Raw genomic sequence first — 17,048 nt, 5'->3', positions numbered from 1 at the left:
TAATTTTTGCTATACAATTATAGCAAAAATTAACTAACAGCTATGACTCTCCGCCGCCGCGCTCTGCTGAGAACTTTTGGGCTGACTGCTATTGGTACTCAGCTTTTGCCGATCGCCCAAACCAACCTATCTCCCAAAACTGCGATCGAGCCGCGCCGCCTGCAAGCCGGCGATACTGTAGCCTTAATCAATCCTGCCGCTTTCAACTACGAAAAAGAAGTGCAGCCATTTTTCAAAGTTCTGGATAACCTGGGTTTAAAAGTTAAATTGGGAGAGCATTTTTACGACCGCTACGGCTATTTAGCAGGCAAGGATGCCGATCGCGCCGCCGATGTCAACGCAGCCTTTGCCGATGACTCAGTGCGAGCTATTTTTACCGGGATGGGCGGCTGGGGCTGCGGTAGAATATTGCCGCTCCTAGATTACAATATTATCCGCAACAATCCCAAAATTATTATGGGATTCAGCGATATTACTGCGCTGTTATTGGCGATTTATGCTAAAACTAATATAGTTACTTTTCACGGCCCTTTAGGTGCCTCAAGTTGGAGTCCATTTACAGTAGATTACGTCAAAAAAGTTTTGTTTGAGGGAGGCTCTGTTACGCTACAAAACTCCAAAAGCCTGCAAGTTGAAACAATCTGGCGCGGCACAGCTAGAGGAAAACTAATTGGCGGCAATTTATCAGTAATCGCAGCAATGGTGGGTTCTGCATATTTACCGACATGGGAAAACAGTATTTTGTTTGTCGAGGAAGTTGGCGAAGAGGTTTATCGCATCGATAGAATGTTGACGCAGCTCAAATTAGCGGGCATTCTCGATAAAATATCAGGTTTTATTTTCGGACAGTGTACCAAGTGCGAAGCTGAAAAACCCCAAGAGTCCCTAAGCTTACCTCAAGTATTGTCAGACCAGATTCGCCCCTTGAAGATTCCTGCGTGGTATGGTTCAATGGTGGGGCACATTCGGGAGCAGTTCACTTTGCCGATCGGCAAACAAGTCGAAATCGACTCAAATTCGGGTACAATCAAACTGTTAGAATCCGCTGTCAGCTAAATATTGAACTATTCTCGATATTATCGAGGCATATCCAGGGAACGAGAAACGAGAAAAAATTAAACACAAAATCAGAAATATCGTGAAAAAAGCCGCACAATTAATTAAACCCTTAACAGCAATTCTCTTAACAATAATTTGCTTGTTATCGCAGAACGCTTGCACAGCAGCAGCAAGTAAAACCGCAAATGGCGACACCATTTATCAGCAGCGAACCGTCCACAATCCCGACGGCACAGGCAAATTTTACATGGGTCGAGAAATTGCCCAAGTCATGGGATATCAAGGCGCTAGTTGGCTGGAAAGACCGTCTCGCGGCATGGAAGACAAATCAGCTCGATTAGTGAACAATCTCGATTTAAAACCAACCGATATTGTAGCCGACATAGGAGCGGGAACGGGATATTTTAGCTTTCGCATCGCTCCCTTAGTTCCACAAGGAAAGGTTTTAGCAGTTGACGTGCAGCCGGAAATGATTAATTTTATTAATTTGAATAAACAAGAAAAAAATATTGCTAACGTTGAGCCAGTTTTGGGAAGTATTGACAATCCGAATTTGCCCGAAAACAGTGTAGATTTAGTTGTGATGGTGGATGCTTATCACGAATTTGCATATCCCAGAGAAATGATGCAAGGAATTGTGAAAGCACTCAAACCGGGAGGCCGCACGGTATCGATCGAGTATCGGGGCGAAAACCCGATGATTCCCATTAAAGGTTTGCACAAAATGACGCAGAAGCAGGTGAAAAAAGAAATGGCAGCCGTCGGTTTAGTATGGAAAGAGACAAAAGATATCTTGCCCCAGCAGCATTTGATGGTGTTTGAGAAACAATCTCAAATTTAGCAGCCAAACAAAGCGATTGCTTACCATTTTTTATCACTTTTGTCAAGGTACAAAAGACGTATTTGTGTGTACGGGCGATCGGTCAGTCAAACATACTAAGCCTTAAGTAACCCTTAAGATAGACTTTTTACTAAAAATACCATTTACAATTAAAAATTGATAACCCAGAGGCGCTTCTTTCATTTTTCAAGCGAAGAAGTGTCGCTATTAAGAAGTACCAGCGTGAACATTCCAAGTTCCATCCTCACCATGCTCGCCGGCATCGGAGTGACTCTGATCAGTCTCTGGTACGGGCAGAATCACGGTTTGATGCCGATCGCCGCCTCTGACGAAGCATCCGACATAGACGCGCTCTTCAATACAATGATGACCATTTCCACTGGACTATTTATCATGGTCCAAGGAATTCTCATCGTTGCTGCAATTAAATATCGCCGTCGTCAAGGAGACAACACAGATGGCCCACCTTGGCATGACAACTTTCCCTTAGAAATTCTTTGGACAGCCGTGCCGGCGGTGATTATTTTAGGAATCGGAGTCTACAGTTTTGAGATTTACAACTCAATGGGAGGCCTCGATCCGATGGGCAATCACGACCACGGCACCATGCAAGCGCACTCTAAAATGCGGGGAAGTGCGATCGCAGCCACACTCTCAGATACACCCCAAAACGCCCCTCAAATTCCGTCTCAAAAACTCTATGCTTTAGGCGTAGGCGCTTCCCCAGAAAATGAAGACAAACCAGCAGACTTAGTTGTAAATGTCACAGGTTTGCAGTACGCCTGGATTTTTAGCTATCCAGAAAGCGGCGTTAGTTCTGGCGAACTGCATATGCCAGTCAACCGCGACGTACAGCTAAATATCTCAGCTCAAGACGTGCTGCACGCATTTTGGCTGCCGGAATTTCGCCTCAAACAAGATGCAATTCCCGGGCGACCGAGCGAACTGAGATTTACACCAACTAAAACCGGCGAATACCGGGTTGTTTGTGCTGAATTGTGCGGCGCTTATCACGGAGCGATGAAAGCTTTAGCAGTCGTTCACGCGCCCGAAGAATTCGACAGTTGGCTGCAAAGCCAGCAAGTTGCTAGCAGTCAAAACTTAGAGCAAGCAGTTGCAGTCAATCCTGGGGAATTGTCAGACGGTGAATTTTTGGCTCCCTACGTCAGGGAAATAAAAATTAATTCCGAAACCCTAGAACAACTTCACCAAACTCATCACTAAAAATAGTCATTAGTTCCTGGCACTTGGCCTTTTATCTTGAGCTAATAACTAATGACTAATAACTAATGACTAATAACTATGACACAAGCACAGTTCCAAGAAAGTGCAAACACTGAGGCTCGCGGAACAGCGCCCGCCGATAGACATTGGCGCGACTACTTCACTTTTAATACCGACCACAAAGTCATCGGTATTCAATACCTAGTCACAACATTTATTTTCTATCTAATCGGCGGCGTGATGGCAACTTTGGTGCGCACAGAACTCGCCACCCCCGACTCCGATTTTGTCCCCCCCGAACTCTACAACAGTTTATTTACTGTTCACGCGACGGTGATGATCTTCCTGTGGATCGTACCCGCCGGAGCCGGATTTGCTAACTTTTTGATCCCCTTAATGATTGGGGCACAAGACATGGCATTTCCCAGGCTGAATGCGATCGCCTTTTGGCTGATTCCCGTAGGCGGCGTGTTGCTGTTGAGCAGTTTTTTGGTAGGAGCTCCGCAGGCGGGTTGGACTTCCTATCCCCCTTTGAGCTTAGTTACTGCTCAAGCCGGGGAAGAAATTTGGATTCTCAGCGTTTTGATTCTCGGAACTTCTTCGATTTTGGGGGCGGTGAATTTTGCCGTTACCATCTTTACCATGCGGGTTCCGAGCATGAGTCTCAATGAAATGCCTTTGTTTTGCTGGGCGATGATTGCTACTTCAGCGCTGACTTTGATTGCTACTCCAGTCTTAGCCGCAGCTTTGATTTTGCTGTCGTTTGACTTGTTAGCGGGGACGGCATTTTTTAACCCGACCGGCAACGGCGATCCCATCGTCTACCAGCATTTATTCTGGTTTTATTCGCACCCGGCAGTTTACATTATGATTATGCCCTTTTTCGGGGTAATTTCAGAAGTTTTGCCGGTGCATTCCCGCAAGCCAATTTTTGGTTATTTGGCGATCGCATATTCCAGTCTCGCAATCAGCTTTTTGGGCTTGATCGTGTGGGCGCACCATATGTTTACCAGCGGCACTCCCGGCTGGCTGCGGATGTTTTTTATGATCACGACTATGATCATCGCCGTACCAACTGGGATTAAAATATTTAGCTGGCTGGCAACTATTTGGGGAGGAAAACTCCGGCTTGTCAGCGCCATGCTATTTGGGATGGGTTTTATCTCAACATTTGTGCTCGGCGGCATCACCGGCATCATGGTGGCTTCCGTACCTTTCGACATTCACGTTCACGACACTTATTTTGTCGTCGCTCACCTACACTACGTGCTGTTTGGCGGCTCAGTGTTTGGAATTTACGCTGCTTTTTACCACTGGTTCCCCAAAATGACGGGGCGGATGATTAATGAATTTTGGGGTAGAGTTCACTTTGTTTTAACCTATGTTGGCTTTACTGTAACTTTCCTGCCGATGCACGCTTTGGGGATGCAAGGAATGCCTCGGCGGGTGGCAATGTACGACCCGAAATTTACCACAATTAATGTCATTTGTACTGTCGGTGCTTATATGCTGGCAGTGTCTACAATCCCCTTTATCATTAATGTGATTTGGAGCTGGAGGTACGGCCCGAAAGCAGGTGACAATCCTTGGCAAGCTTTGAGTTTGGAATGGATGACGACTTCGCCGCCCCCGATCGAAAATTTTGAAGGAGTGCCGGTATTGGCAACGGGGCCTTACGATTACGGCATGGAAAAAATTCAGAATACAGGGGAACGTCTCAGGCTCAAGCTGAGGGAAAATGCCACCCGCAACGCCCAGAAAACAGGAATTCCTATTGCGGAGGCTCAAGCTTCAACTTTCTTTGGCGGTACTGCCACTTTGGTCGCTCCTGAATCAGAGATAGATGTTGATTCTCCTGCTGATGAAAGTCAAGATGGCGAATAGTTATTAGTCATCAGTCATCAGTCAAAAGTCATTAGTCATGAGTTATTAGTTATTGCTCGTCGCAATATTGAGAAGTTTGGACTAATGACTTTTGACAGCAACAGCACACCCGCGATGTAGGGATAAATTTTTTCCCCTCTTCCCTCTTCCTTCTTCCGACTTCCATCGGACTGACATCCGTTACATCCGTTACAGAATCCGTTGCCGAACTTCCTTCTTCCTTCAACATCCCATTACCAACTAGCAATTTATTATGCAAATTCCAGCGATCGATCCGGCAAAAACAGCCCTGAATTACCACCACGAGGCTGATGTAGAAGCACACGGTGTGGAGCATCCCGACCACCGAATGTTAGGTGTAATTGTGTTCCTGTGCGCTGAAGGCATGATATTTTTCGGTATGTTTGCCGCCTATTTGATTTATCGGGCTATGGCCCCCGTGTGGCCTCCTGAAGGTACGCCGGCGCGAGAGCTATTGCTGCCGGGAATTAATACCGTGATTTTGATTGCTAGCAGTTTTGTGATTCACAATGCTGATACTGCAATCAAAAAAAATGATGCCGCCGGAATGCGGAATTGGCTGCTCGTAACTATTGCTATGGGCGCAGTTTTCTTGTTCGGTCAGGTTTACGAATACACTCATTTAGAGTTTGGCTTGACGACGAATTTGTATGCCAGTTGCTTTTACGTTTTGACTGCTTTTCACGGCTTGCACGTTACGTTGGGAGTGCTGCTGATGGTGGCGGTGGTGTGGCGATCGCGCGCGCAAGGTCACTATTCTAGCGAGCACCACTTCGGAATCGAAGCGACTGAGATTTACTGGCACTTTGTGGATGTGATTTGGATTGTCTTGTTTTTGTTGCTGTATATTTTGTGATCCCAGAGGCTTTTGGCCTCTGCCACAAGAGATTTGTATGACCCCCAATTGGGGGTTTTTTATTGTTTGGAGAGTGCGATCGAGCTTCATTCACATGAATCAAAGCCGATCGCGCTAAACTAAAAGTAGCAATTCTCCTATCCAGCAGCATTGAGAAAATTATGCAGTGCGAATTGTGCGATCGACAAATGGAAGCATTAACTGCCCATCACCTCATCCCCAAACAAAACACCAAGCGGAAAAACGAAGACCCAAGCCCGACAATAGACATTTGCTCAGCCTGTCACCGCCAGATTCACTCTCTATTTGAGAACAAACACCTCGCCCAAGAGCTCAACACCCTCGAAAAGCTCAAAAATGACCCTGAACTCCAGAAATTTGTCTCCTGGATTAAGAAACAAAAAACCGACAAACGCATTCAAGTACGCGGCAAAAAAGCTTGAGCGCAATGCGCGAGCTCAGATATATAGTCCTGGACGCAGTTACTGTCTGAAACCCGGTTATTCATAAAATTTTCGTTTTCCAAACCAAAATTTTGCATAGCAACCCGGTTTTTTTGCGTAAATCCTAGTATAGTGATTTACTTATTGGTAACAAGCTGCCAACTATTATCATGAACCTCACCTCCCTCGAACTCGCAAAAGACCGAGCGCGCATCTTCAAAAACTACCTCCAAATGGAAATAGATGCCCAAGCTAACATAAACAAACTAGCTTTTTTAGACAGGGGCATTGAAAAATCCCCTTACCAACAAGAAATTAAAAACTATCCCGATTATCTCAAACAGAAACCCGACGGCTTAAAAGTAATTAGCTCTATTCCCGGCCCCAATAATCCCCTCAAACCTACCCCGTTTCCCAGCCTGGGAGAACTACCTCAAATTAACTCTCAAGCTTTAAATTTTCTCCACGAAGACATCAAACAAGCCTGCCTTTGCATTGGTACTTTTGTAGACGGCAAAGTTCAGGCGCAGTGGCTGGGAAAAAACGCACTTACCAATGCTGAGCAGTGGAGTGCCACTAAAATTATCGCACTCCTTAATATCGTCAGTCAAATAAATAGCAAATATCCAGACTGCGACATTGACAACTGCGTTGTTAGAGATGGCAACGGGCAAAAACACGATTTTTACTTTTACGACGTAGCAAAAGACATGATTAGCTATGCCTCAAATATAGCAAGTTCAAACTCCTTAGCCGCGATGTTCAAACGCTTCGATACTCGCATAGGACTAGAGCAATGGCTGAAGAATGCTACTGGCAATAACGATCTAATTTTTCGCGGCGATTACGGCGAAATCCCTTATCTCAACAACCCAAAAATATTCGATATTAGCAAAAAACAATTGCTGCTAAATGCCGCAGTAAACAGCACCAAACAAAGTAATTCCGTATCTGCTTATGACTTGACCAGGCTAATTTCGATGTTAGGATGGCACTTCCATATCGAACAGCGATCGCGCATGAAAGCATCTCAGTGGAACAGCTTAGAAAGCATTGTCAGAGCAATGGGACATGACAGCGCTCGATATGTGGACGTAGCAATTAAAACTTTGGGGATGGATAGCCTCATCACTTCTCCAGTAATTATCTCTAAATTGGGTTACGGACTGAGCGCGATCAGGGGAACCCTAGAAACAGTTTATGTGGCTTTAGTGCGGTTTGTTGACGAGCGGCCGAAGGCGGCGGGAAAGCCGGCCAAACTCAGAACTTTAGCCATGACTTTGCGGGCAGAAAAAGCTGTAGGCGGTTCCAGCAGTGTCGATCGCTTGGCGATCGAACTCGACGCCAGATTTTGCGCCGAAGTCACCGAAATTCTCCGCCGATTGTTTGCGGAAGAATTTTAAAGGCGGGCGATCGACTAATGAGAAAGCTGGTGAAACTTGCGGTAAAGCATCCTCTCTACGGGCTTTCCTACCCGCAAATGTTGCTCAGTTATTGCCGCAACTTCCTCCTGGCAAACACCGCTGTACCAAACCTCTTCTGGCAGCACCAACACCATCGGCCCGTTGCCGCATTGTCCCAAACAACTGCTAGCAACAACTTCGACTTCTGATGGTGACAATTTCTGAAAAGCTGCCAGTACCTTTGCTGCACTTTGCTTGCGACAAGTGCGGTTTTGGCAAACAAGAACTCGCCTAGAAGATTCGATGATTTTCATGTTTTTTACTTGACAGTCTGCCACCTATATGCTATTTTTTAGCATGGGAATATGTGCGCGCATATATACTCTAAATATATACTCTAATTTGATATATGCCCAGATTTTAAGGTGCGCCGCAACGCACCCTACGATTAATCTGGTGACAAGCCTTTGGAAGCCAACCATTGTCGATCGAACAAACGCGACTGATACCGAGCCCCGCCGTCGCAGAGTACCGTAACAATCGTATGTCCAGGCCCCATTTGCTTCGCTAAAGCCACGGCCGCCCCCACATTAATCCCCACAGAACCGCCCATAAACAGCCCTTCTTTTCTCAGCAGTTGGTAAATCACCCGCACAGCTTCAGTATCGTCAATTTGAATGGCGTCGTCTACCGGGGCATTCTCCATATTTGCAGTGACGCGAGTGGTGCCAATTCCCTCAGTAATCGAACTACCTTCGGTCTTAATTTCCCCAGTTTTGAAATAACTGTAAAGCCCGCTGCCCATCGGGTCTGCCAAGACAATTCTAACAGCAGGATTTTTTTCTTTCAAAAACATTCCTACGCCTGCAAAAGTGCCGCCTGTACCGGTAGCTGTTACCCAAACATCAATTTTACCGTTTGTTTGTTCCCAAATTTCCGGGCCAGTTGTCTCGTAATGAGCTCGGCGATTGGCTAAATTGTCAAACTGATTTGCCCAGACTGCATTCTCCATTTCCGCAGCCAATCTTCCGGACAATTTGACATAATTATTTGGGTCTTTGTAAGGAACAGCGGGAACAGTCCGAACTTCAGCGCCCAAGGTTTTCAAAGCATCGATTTTTTCTTGAGATTGGTTATCGGGAATCACGATCAAACATTTGTAACCTTTAGCGTTGCAAATGTGTGCCAAACCGATGCCAGTATTGCCGGCAGTGCCTTCAACAACGGTGCCGCCCGGTTTTAGCAAGCCTTTTTCTTCTGCATCTTTGATGATGTATAAAGCAGCCCTATCTTTAACGGAACCGCCGGGATTGAGAAACTCTGCTTTGCCGAGAATTTCGCAGCCTGTTTCATCGCTGAAGCTGTTTAAGCGAATTAGTGGCGTGTTGCCGATTGTGCCTACAAAGCCGTTTTTAATATCCATATTTTTTGCGTGTTTGCATCCTATTATTAATTTTTACAATAAGTTGATATTTATTGCTACCACTTTTACCAAATCTTGCTCATATTGAGTACAAATCCCGGCAAAACGGGGTCGCCGCTAACTGTAGCCGGATTCTCCATACATTCCTCTGCCAAACCAGGACGGTAAATATAAACGCGGCGATTTTTGCGGTCAATCAACCAGCCTAACTGCACTCCTGGTTCTCTCATATATTCTTGCATTTTTTCTTGCAATGGCTTGAGATTGTCAGAAGCAGACCTGAGTTCTACTACAAAATCAGGGCAAATCGGGGCAAACTTTTGCTTTTGTTCTGGTGACAAAGCATTCCATCTTTCCAATTTTATCCAAGCTGCATCGGGCGATTTTTCTGCACCTGTTGACAGAGTAAATCCTGTACTCGAAGTAAACGCTAAACCAGTACCATTTTGTTCTGCCCAAACCCACAGCGGCCCAAATATATTACCTTCTCGGTTTCCCGTCTCCGAACCAGTAGGGGGCATAATTAGCAATTCTCCCGATTTGTTGCGTTCTATGCGCAATTCACTATTGATTTGACAAAACTCGAAAAACTCGTCGTCTGTCATTTGCAATTTTGGCGGTATTCGCAATACGATTGTTGATGTCAACATAATTGATTTCCTCGCTCGTTGCTCCTATATTAAGCTTACCAAATCTCGCTCATATTCAAAACAAATCCCGGCAAAACGGGGTCGCCGCTAACTATAGCCGGATTCTCCAAACATTCCTCTGGCAAACCGGGACGGTAAATATAAACTCTGCGATTTTTGCGGTCAATCAACCAGCCTAACTGCACTCCTGGTTCTCTCATATATTCTTGCATTTTTTCTTGCAATGGCTTTAAGTCCTCAAAATCGGGTCTGAGTTCAACTACAAAGTCAGGGCAAATTGGTGCAAATTTTTCTGCCTGTGCTTTTGATAAAGCATTCCACCTTTCCAGTTTAATCCAGGAAGCATCAGGCGATCGCACGGAGCCGAGCGATAAAGTAAATCCCGTACAAGAAGCAAAAGCAATGCCAGTTCCATCTCCCTTTGTCCAAATTCCCAATTCTCCAGTTAAAATAGCATTGCGGTTGCTGCTGATTCCCCCAACGAGAGTCAATAATAGTATTTCTCCCTGCTGGCTGCGTTCAATTCGCAAGTTGCGATTTAATTGACAGAACTCGAAAAACTCGTCGTCTGTCATTTGCATTTCTGGCGGCATTCGCAATACGATCGGAGATGACAGCATTTTGCCTTTCCTGAAATCTAAAGTCTCAAACAAGATTGCATAATTTCTCTGTTGGTAGTGAGGACTTCAGTCCTCAAAAAAGAGGGAAGGACTGAAGTCCTGACTGCAAACATTGCGTAAATTTAACCTATTTATTCGGCTGAGGAGTCATCCGCAAATAAGGCTTAACAGGCGTGTAGCCTTTGGGAAATTTCTCTGCCAACTCTGCGGGGTCGGTAATCGAAGGTACGATTACGCAATCGTCGCCATCTTTCCAATCAACCGGAGTCGCAACGCTGTATTTGTCTGTAAGTTGCAAGGAATCAATTACTCGCAAAATTTCATTAAAATTCCGACCAGTGCTAGCCGGATAAGTAATGCTCAAACGCAATTTCTTTTCCGGGTCAATTACAAAAACTGTGCGGATTGTTAAGTTGTTCAGCGAGTTGGGATGGATCATGTCGTAAATGTCGGAGACTTTACGATCGCCATCTGCTAAAATCGGATAATTGAGGGTGACATTTTGAGTTTCCTCAATATCTTTAATCCAGCCCATGTGAGAATCCACATCATCGACGCTGAGGGCAATGGTTTTGACACCCCGCTTTTCAAATTCAGACTTTAGACGGGCCACTGCACCAAGTTCTGTGGTGCACACTGGAGTATAGTCTTTCGGGTGGGAAAACAACACGACCCAGCTATCTCCTGCCCAGTCGTAGAAATTGATTTCCCCTTCAGACGAAGCTTGGGTAAAGTTGGGAACTGTATCGCCTAATCGCAGAGTCATAACTGATTTCCTCTAATTTTATTTAAGGACTGTTCCTTATCATGCCATAATTGCCCGGTTTCTCGATCGAGCTGTAAAGGATTCTAAACTTTTTGGTCGATCGATCGGCAATTCCACTACTGTAATGTATGTGTGGCTTATACCGCTAAATTTTCTTCCTATGCTTTACTTTTTGCTTAAGGCAATACAGCCTGTTTTAGTCCCGCTGTGTTTTGTGTCCGCCTGGGGTTTAGTTTTTTTGCTGTGTTGGAGCGTCGGGCGTACTGTCACCGACTCCATGCGCCGAGCTCAGCGGATGCACCAAATCCCTTGTGCTAACTGCGTATTTTTCACCCGCGACTACCACCTCAAGTGTCCCGTTCAGCCTACTATAGCTTTATCTGAAGATGCGATCGACTGTCCTGATTATCGAGGGCATTCGGGAATTTACGGTTAAAAAATCCGGCCGCAGCTTTACATATTTCTTAACATCTCTGGCTCTTTCCATTAAACTTAAGTTGTGGTAAAGAGTTTTTCAGGAGTGTGGAAAGAATGCTAATTCAAAAGCTAAATGCCTGCGACGAATTTATTGCTGGCGACGGTACTCAACTGCGAGAATTGCTGCATCCAGACAAACAAGCTGTGGATTTGCGTTACAGTTTAGCCCACGCCACTTTGCCACCGGGACAAACTTCTGCGCTGCACTCCCTGACAACTTCTGAAGTTTACTACATCCTCAGCGGCGTTGGAGAAATGCACATCGACGACGAAAATCAATTCGTGGAACCCGGAGATGCAGTTTACATTCCCCCAAACGCCAAACAGTTTATTTACAACTGTGGCACAGAGCCGCTAATATTTATTTGTATTGTCGATCCTGCGTGGCGAAAGGAAGACGAGAAAATTTTCCAGTAATTTTATAGTTTTTCTTCTTTTATGCTCGTTACCCGGCTCTGCCCGGTAACGCCTATCTAGAGGCTCTGCCTCTACTGAAAAAAACATCACAAACCGAAAATTTCTTTTAACAACAACAGCACCCAGCCATATGTACCGAGTGATTTCCTCTTTTTTAAACTTCGATGCGGAGTTGCAATAATCCTCGGATTCGGTTGCATTGCTCCCCTCTAATTAGTTGAGGAAGTATCAGCTTTGTTGGTGGGTGCTGCTATTGTTTTTTGATGAGACAGATGTGAGATTAGACAGCGTTTTACTCCTTAGATTCTATTGTGAACTTCGCTGCGGTATCTAGATTTGGTATCTGTCGGAGAAGCTTTTTGTTCGCTTCATATTATTAATTTATCACCTTCTTTTAGAACCGCAAGTACCTGCAATTAAACTTTACATTCTTAGAAGTAACTGCGGATAATTATGAAGTTAAATTAAGCATTGAGCTTTCTAGCTGCTCAGCTAAAATAGTAGAGTTCGGCTGTGCTTGCTGCTGCGAGAAACAGGCATAATATTTGTATGAAAACAACCAAACTCATCAAACTGTGCGCCTTATCGCTGAGTATATTTCTGCTGTGCAGCAGTGTAGTGACAGCGCAAACGACGGCGAACCCTCAACCTGGGCAGACTTACACTAACCAAGAGATTCTGCAACAGTTGGTGAAGGCAAAAGTCGTGTATCTGGGAGAAACCCACGATAGCGCCGAAGACCACCAAGCTCAACTAAAGATTATCCGAGAAATGCAGCGGCAAAATCGGAAAATTGCGATCGCGATGGAAATGTTTCAGCGTCCCTTTCAAAGTGCGATCGACAACTACTTAGCAGGTAAACTGACTGAACAGCAATTAATCGAGCAAACAGAGTACGATCGCAGGTGGCGTTTTCCCTGGGAATCTTACGCCCCCATTTTGCGGTTTGCCAAAGAAAATCAACTACCCGTCCTCGCCTTGAATACACCATCCGAAGTAACGAGAAAAGTTGCCAGTCAAGGTTTAGAAAGCCTCACAGCAGAGGAAAAAAAGCACATTCCCCCCATATCCGAAATTCGCACCGACAACGCCGAATACCGGCAACTGCTGCTAGAAGTTTACCAGCAACACCAAAAGGCAGCACAGGGAAATAGTACCGCTTTTGAAAGATTTTTGCACGCCCAAGTTTTGTGGGACGAAACTATGGCAGAAAAAATAGCTGAATTTGTCAAAGCCAATCCCGACTATCAAGTTGTCGTGTTGGCGGGTAAAGGACACATTATTTACGGTTACGGCATTCCCAGTCGCGTCGAGAGGCGTTTGGGTGTCGGGAATGTAAAAGTGCGATCGGTTTTATTCAATTCCAGTGACAATCCTGCTTTATCAGCCGATAGACCTATTGCTGACTTTGTTTGGAAGCATTGATTTGATATGATCTCAAAAATATAACCCACTAAGCCAGAGGGAGAACCAAATCGTGAAAGTCAAGCGTCTAAAAATGAACTCATTCCGAGGCATCAGCGATTTGACCCTGGAGTTTGATACAGATGAGCCGACTGTGTTCATCGGTATCAACGGTGTGGGAAAATCCAGCATACTTGAGTGTTTGGCTATTCTTCTCTCCTGGCTGACCAAGCGAATTCAAACTCCCAATAGTTCTGGACGTTCTTTAAACGAAGATGATATCAAAAACGGATGCAAAGAAACTCACAACGAAATTACAATTTCAATCAATGACTGGCCGGAAGTGGTATGGTCTTTAACCAAGGTCAGGAAAGGGCGAAGCAAGGATACTAGCAGCAACCTGGGGGACTTAAAAGGAGTTGTCGATCGCATACACAGTCAGTTAGATGCTAATTCTTACGCAGCATTGCCTCTGGCTGTTTACTACCCAACTAACCGTGCCGTACTTGATATTCCTTTGAAAATTAGGACGAAACATTCGTTTGAGCAGATAACTGCTTATGACGAGGTTCTCACGGGAGGGAAAATCGATTTTAGGCGCTTTTTTGAATGGTTTAGAGAGCGGGAAGATTACGAAAACCAAGAACGAGTAAATAATTCTAATCAGTATCGCGATCGCGAACTAGAAGCAGTCAGAGATGCGATCGCTAACTTACTAGACGGCTTTTCAAATTTACGGGTTAGGCGATTGCCTTTGTTGCGAATGACTGCAGACAAACAAGGCGAGGAACTGATCGTCAATCAACTATCCGATGGTGAAAAATGCTTGTTAGCACTAGCAGGAGATTTAGCAAGGCGTTTGGCGATCGCAAATCCGAATCCAGATTGCAATCCGCTTGAGGGTTCCGGCGTTGTTTTGATTGACGAGATTGAGCTCCACTTGCACCCAAAATGGCAACGGGCGATTATTCCGAATCTGAAAAAAACATTCCCAAATTGCCAGTTTATAATTACGACCCATTCGCCACAGGTAATCAGCGATCTCAAATGGGTTCATCTTTTGAGGTCAACATCTGAAGGAATTGCGATCGAGCGAGTACCATCCTTTGGGAAAGATAGCAATCGGATTCTAGAAACGCTTATGGGAACTCCAGAACGTCCGCAGGAAATTAAGGAAGATTTACGTGAATTGTTTCGCTTGATAGACAAGGGCGAACTCGGAAATGCACGGGAATTTCGCCAAGAATTAGCACACAAAATGGGAGAAGAAGATCCTGAATTTGTGAGAGCAGATTGGCTAATTCAACGCAAGGAAATTCTCAATAAATGAAATATATTCAAAAGGGGAAAGAACCTCAAATTTTTTCCGACTGGAAGACTACACAGAAGTCTCTTGGTGTCAACTATAATTACAAGAGTTTTCGCAATCCTGAGAAAGACTCAGTACACAGTTCTTTGCTAAGTGAACAAGGCTACATTTGCTGCTACTGTTGTCAGAGAGTTGATAAAACCAATAGCCATATTGAACATCTAGCCCCCCAGAGCAAGACTGATTCAGAATCATCTCTTGATTACACAAATATGCTAGGTTCTTGTGGCCGAGATACAAATAAGCCAGAGTATTGTTGGCCAGAGTATTGTGGCCATAAGAAGGGGGATCTTGCGATCGGGGTTTCGCCACTACAAGCCAACTGTGAAGAATTTTTTGATTACTCTAGCACTGGTGAGATACTGCCAACTGCAAATAATTTAGCTCATCAAAAAGATGCTCAAACAACCATTAAAGTTTTGGGACTCAATCATTATGACTTAACACAGGGACGAATTCAAGCACTTGAAGCACTGGAAGGAATAACACAGCAAGAAGCAGAATTATTAGCTCAAGTTTGTCAACAAATGAATGCACAAGGGCGATACCAGCCTTTTTGTAATGCCGTTTTGTATTTTCTCAAAAATTATTTTGCTGTTTCTTAAGTTGAATGTTACCCAAAGATTGCGCGATCGACCATCGGACTTAATATAAACTTTACCCCACCGCATCACCCGATCGCACAAAATTAAATCGCCCGATCGCAGATTGCAGAAACTCGATACACCAAGGCACACTTTACATATCTGTCATCGGTCGGTTATATTTACTACAAACCGCGCGCCTGGTGTGGGAGACTCCTCCGTCACGCCTGCCCGGTTTTTTATTGGTGACTATTTATTTAACTAATATATCTTAAGGAAAGAGACAGCGAGCGCCTTCCTTTGCTAAAATTTAGCTTGGAAATCTCAAGATTATCTTGTCAAAATATTAGGAAATACCGTGAACAATAGACCAAAAATACTTGCATTTGCCGGGAGTACCCGCGAAGCATCCTACAACAAACTGCTGGTGAAAGTTGCGGCGGCTGGGGCTACGGCGGCGGGTGCAGAAGTTACTTATGTAGATTTGCGCGATTTGCCGATGCCGCTATTTGACGAAGATTTGGAAGCAAAAGAGGGAATGCCAGAAAATGCCCGGAAATTGAAGGAATTGATGGTGGCGCATGACGGGTTTTTAATAGCTTCCCCTGAGTATAACAGTTCAATTACGCCTGTGCTGAAAAATGCGATCGATTGGGTATCGCGCCCAGCACCGGGTGAACCGGGATTGGTGGCATTTACTGGCAAAGTAGCGGTAATTATGAGTGCTTCCCCAGGCGCAATCGGCGGTTTGCGGGGATTAGTGCATTTGCGATCGATCCTGGGGAATATTAACGTATTGGTGCTCCCCGATCAGAAAGCAGTTCCCCAAGCTTTTGAAGCATTTAATGCTGACGGTACGATGAAAGATCCCAAACAGCAGGACTCTGTGGAGAATCTCGGTGCTAAGTTGTCTAATGTGCTGTCGAAATTAATTGCATAAGGCAATAAATTCATTTTGCAGTAGGGACACAACATTGCTGTGTCCCTAATCCTAGTGTCTGTTATTTTGCTGGCTGCATCAAGTGCGATCGCCTCGCAGAATTGCAACGATCAGAGTCGATTGACTGTTATTCTCACCCCCAAATTAACATGACATTCACCGGATATCCCGACTCAGCACCTGCTAAAACGAGTAGTCGCGCTTGAGAATTGCACTTAGAAAATCATCCGGCTGGTGAATCCCTGAAATTGTGCTATCGAGATTAGTGCGATCGCAAATCGCAGACTTTTCCGAGTTTCTTTCAAGGTTTATTCTTGTATCTTCCCAGAGGCTAACTCTTCAACCTAGCCAATATACCACTCATCTACTTTTTCCAACACCGCAGTAAACGTATTTTCCATTGTGCCTCTACTTGAAAACGGGCAAAATTTTATTTCCTAGAGATAATAGCTAGTGGAAAAGTTACCACAAATTGTACCAGCACCGCATCACCCGATCGACGTAAAACAAAACCACCCGATCGCAGATTGCCAGAAATAGACAAGAGTAGGCATACTTGAACCATCGGTCATCGGTCGGTATATTTGTTCCAAACAGCACGGCAGGCGTGGGAGACTCCTCCGTCACGCCTGCCCTGCAGTTTTATTTAATAATTGTTCGATTTCCG

General features: G+C 44.9%; 20 protein-coding genes. 13 read left to right on the top strand and 7 right to left on the bottom strand.

The features are described 5' to 3' along the window. Nucleotides 1–42 precede the first annotated feature (42 nt). The 4 genes from QUA13_RS08560 to ctaD all read left to right on the top strand — a co-directional run bounded on the left by QUA13_RS08560 (nt 43) and on the right by ctaD (nt 5,008). The gene (locus QUA13_RS08560; RefSeq protein WP_333197936.1) at nt 43–1,056 is read left to right on the top strand and encodes an LD-carboxypeptidase; all 1,014 of its coding nucleotides are present in this window, start codon (nt 43–45) and stop codon (nt 1,054–1,056) included. Nucleotides 1,057–1,138: 82 nt separating this feature from the next. Continuing rightward, nucleotides 1,139–1,900: a class I SAM-dependent methyltransferase gene (locus tag QUA13_RS08555; protein WP_333197935.1), complete on the top strand. Its 762-nt coding sequence runs from the start codon at nt 1,139–1,141 to the stop codon at nt 1,898–1,900. Between the two features lie 222 nt (nt 1,901–2,122). Then, a complete protein-coding gene (locus tag QUA13_RS08550) occupies nt 2,123–3,124 on the top strand; it encodes a cytochrome c oxidase subunit II (protein WP_333197933.1) in 1,002 nt (333 codons plus the stop codon). A 78-nt stretch (nt 3,125–3,202) separates the two neighbouring features. Beyond that, entirely contained in the window at nt 3,203–5,008 is a 1,806-nt protein-coding gene (ctaD, locus tag QUA13_RS08545) for a cytochrome c oxidase subunit I (RefSeq protein WP_333197932.1), read from the top strand. Nucleotides 5,009–5,057: 49 nt separating this feature from the next. On the opposite strand, the gene QUA13_RS08540 is transcribed toward ctaD, so the two are convergent. After that, nucleotides 5,058–5,255, bottom strand: coding sequence for a hypothetical protein (locus QUA13_RS08540; RefSeq protein WP_333197931.1), 198 nt, complete (start codon nt 5,253–5,255; stop codon nt 5,058–5,060). A 6-nt stretch (nt 5,256–5,261) separates the two neighbouring features. Between QUA13_RS08540 and QUA13_RS08535 the strand changes: the two genes are divergently transcribed. From QUA13_RS08535 to QUA13_RS08525, 3 genes are all read left to right on the top strand, one after another. Continuing rightward, the gene (locus QUA13_RS08535) at nt 5,262–5,885 is read left to right on the top strand and encodes a cytochrome c oxidase subunit 3 (protein WP_172185526.1); all 624 of its coding nucleotides are present in this window, start codon (nt 5,262–5,264) and stop codon (nt 5,883–5,885) included. Nucleotides 5,886–6,046: 161 nt separating this feature from the next. Further along, nucleotides 6,047–6,328 carry an HNH endonuclease gene (locus QUA13_RS08530; protein ID WP_333197929.1) on the top strand — a complete coding sequence of 94 codons (282 nt, stop codon included), beginning with the start codon at nt 6,047–6,049 and terminating at the stop codon, nt 6,326–6,328. A gap of 170 nt (nt 6,329–6,498) precedes the next feature. After that, on the top strand, nt 6,499–7,731 hold the full coding sequence (locus QUA13_RS08525; RefSeq protein ID WP_333197927.1) for a hypothetical protein: 1,233 nt from the start codon (nt 6,499–6,501) through the stop codon (nt 7,729–7,731). 14 nt (nt 7,732–7,745) lie between these two features. Here QUA13_RS08525 and QUA13_RS08520 read toward each other — a convergent pair whose 3' ends face one another. The 5 genes from QUA13_RS08520 to QUA13_RS08500 form a co-directional block, all read right to left on the bottom strand. Beyond that, nucleotides 7,746–8,045 carry a (2Fe-2S) ferredoxin domain-containing protein gene (locus QUA13_RS08520; RefSeq protein WP_333197926.1) on the bottom strand — a complete coding sequence of 100 codons (300 nt, stop codon included), beginning with the start codon at nt 8,043–8,045 and terminating at the stop codon, nt 7,746–7,748. A 134-nt stretch (nt 8,046–8,179) separates the two neighbouring features. Beyond that, nucleotides 8,180–9,154 (bottom strand): cysteine synthase A, encoded by a 975-nt coding sequence (locus QUA13_RS08515; RefSeq protein ID WP_333197925.1) that lies wholly within the window; start codon nt 9,152–9,154, stop codon nt 8,180–8,182. Between the two features lie 65 nt (nt 9,155–9,219). Next, nucleotides 9,220–9,804, bottom strand: a complete 585-nt coding sequence (locus QUA13_RS08510) for a Uma2 family endonuclease (RefSeq protein ID WP_333197923.1) — start codon at nt 9,802–9,804, stop codon at nt 9,220–9,222. 35 nt (nt 9,805–9,839) lie between these two features. After that, the gene (locus QUA13_RS08505; protein WP_333197921.1) at nt 9,840–10,424 is read right to left on the bottom strand and encodes a Uma2 family endonuclease; all 585 of its coding nucleotides are present in this window, start codon (nt 10,422–10,424) and stop codon (nt 9,840–9,842) included. 127 nt (nt 10,425–10,551) lie between these two features. Continuing rightward, entirely contained in the window at nt 10,552–11,190 is a 639-nt protein-coding gene (locus QUA13_RS08500) for a peroxiredoxin (protein ID WP_172185516.1), read from the bottom strand. 160 nt (nt 11,191–11,350) lie between these two features. Between QUA13_RS08500 and QUA13_RS08495 the strand changes: the two genes are divergently transcribed. From QUA13_RS08495 to QUA13_RS08470, 6 genes are all read left to right on the top strand, one after another. Further along, the gene (locus QUA13_RS08495) at nt 11,351–11,626 is read left to right on the top strand and encodes a hypothetical protein (protein WP_333197920.1); all 276 of its coding nucleotides are present in this window, start codon (nt 11,351–11,353) and stop codon (nt 11,624–11,626) included. A 95-nt stretch (nt 11,627–11,721) separates the two neighbouring features. Continuing rightward, on the top strand, nt 11,722–12,084 hold the full coding sequence (locus QUA13_RS08490; protein ID WP_333197918.1) for a cupin domain-containing protein: 363 nt from the start codon (nt 11,722–11,724) through the stop codon (nt 12,082–12,084). 549 nt (nt 12,085–12,633) lie between these two features. After that, the gene (locus QUA13_RS08485; protein ID WP_333197917.1) at nt 12,634–13,509 is read left to right on the top strand and encodes a ChaN family lipoprotein; all 876 of its coding nucleotides are present in this window, start codon (nt 12,634–12,636) and stop codon (nt 13,507–13,509) included. Between the two features lie 52 nt (nt 13,510–13,561). Then, nucleotides 13,562–14,818 carry an AAA family ATPase gene (locus tag QUA13_RS08480; RefSeq protein WP_333197916.1) on the top strand — a complete coding sequence of 419 codons (1,257 nt, stop codon included), beginning with the start codon at nt 13,562–13,564 and terminating at the stop codon, nt 14,816–14,818. Beyond that, a complete protein-coding gene (locus QUA13_RS08475; protein WP_333197915.1) occupies nt 14,815–15,462 on the top strand; it encodes a retron system putative HNH endonuclease in 648 nt (215 codons plus the stop codon). The genes QUA13_RS08480 and QUA13_RS08475 overlap by 4 nt, the downstream gene beginning before the upstream one ends. A gap of 337 nt (nt 15,463–15,799) precedes the next feature. Beyond that, nucleotides 15,800–16,381, top strand: coding sequence for an NAD(P)H-dependent oxidoreductase (locus tag QUA13_RS08470; RefSeq protein ID WP_333197913.1), 582 nt, complete (start codon nt 15,800–15,802; stop codon nt 16,379–16,381). Between the two features lie 462 nt (nt 16,382–16,843). Here the strand turns inward: QUA13_RS08470 and QUA13_RS08465 are convergent, their stop codons facing one another. Next, the gene (locus QUA13_RS08465; RefSeq protein ID WP_333197912.1) at nt 16,844–17,008 is read right to left on the bottom strand and encodes a hypothetical protein; all 165 of its coding nucleotides are present in this window, start codon (nt 17,006–17,008) and stop codon (nt 16,844–16,846) included. Nucleotides 17,009–17,048: the final 40 nt, after the last annotated feature.

The organism is Microcoleus sp. S28C3, assembly GCF_036700785.1.
Taxonomy (GTDB): Bacteria; Cyanobacteriota; Cyanobacteriia; order Cyanobacteriales; family Microcoleaceae; genus Microcoleus; species Microcoleus asticus.
This window is presented reverse-complemented; position numbering and strand designations above follow the sequence as displayed.

Coding starts and splice junctions, on each gene's coding strand:
- QUA13_RS08560 (WP_333197936.1), top strand. CDS start 43: ATGACTCTCCGCCGCCGCGCTCTGCTGAGAACTTTTGGGCTGACTGCT.
- ctaD (WP_333197932.1), top strand. CDS start 3,203: ATGACACAAGCACAGTTCCAAGAAAGTGCAAACACTGAGGCTCGCGGA.
- QUA13_RS08535 (WP_172185526.1), top strand. CDS start 5,262: ATGCAAATTCCAGCGATCGATCCGGCAAAAACAGCCCTGAATTACCAC.
- QUA13_RS08530 (WP_333197929.1), top strand. CDS start 6,047: ATGCAGTGCGAATTGTGCGATCGACAAATGGAAGCATTAACTGCCCAT.
- QUA13_RS08525 (WP_333197927.1), top strand. CDS start 6,499: ATGAACCTCACCTCCCTCGAACTCGCAAAAGACCGAGCGCGCATCTTC.
- QUA13_RS08520 (WP_333197926.1), bottom strand. CDS start 8,045: ATGAAAATCATCGAATCTTCTAGGCGAGTTCTTGTTTGCCAAAACCGC.
- QUA13_RS08515 (WP_333197925.1), bottom strand. CDS start 9,154: ATGGATATTAAAAACGGCTTTGTAGGCACAATCGGCAACACGCCACTA.
- QUA13_RS08510 (WP_333197923.1), bottom strand. CDS start 9,804: ATGTTGACATCAACAATCGTATTGCGAATACCGCCAAAATTGCAAATG.
- QUA13_RS08505 (WP_333197921.1), bottom strand. CDS start 10,424: ATGCTGTCATCTCCGATCGTATTGCGAATGCCGCCAGAAATGCAAATG.
- QUA13_RS08500 (WP_172185516.1), bottom strand. CDS start 11,190: ATGACTCTGCGATTAGGCGATACAGTTCCCAACTTTACCCAAGCTTCG.
- QUA13_RS08495 (WP_333197920.1), top strand. CDS start 11,351: ATGCTTTACTTTTTGCTTAAGGCAATACAGCCTGTTTTAGTCCCGCTG.
- QUA13_RS08490 (WP_333197918.1), top strand. CDS start 11,722: ATGCTAATTCAAAAGCTAAATGCCTGCGACGAATTTATTGCTGGCGAC.
- QUA13_RS08485 (WP_333197917.1), top strand. CDS start 12,634: ATGAAAACAACCAAACTCATCAAACTGTGCGCCTTATCGCTGAGTATA.
- QUA13_RS08475 (WP_333197915.1), top strand. CDS start 14,815: ATGAAATATATTCAAAAGGGGAAAGAACCTCAAATTTTTTCCGACTGG.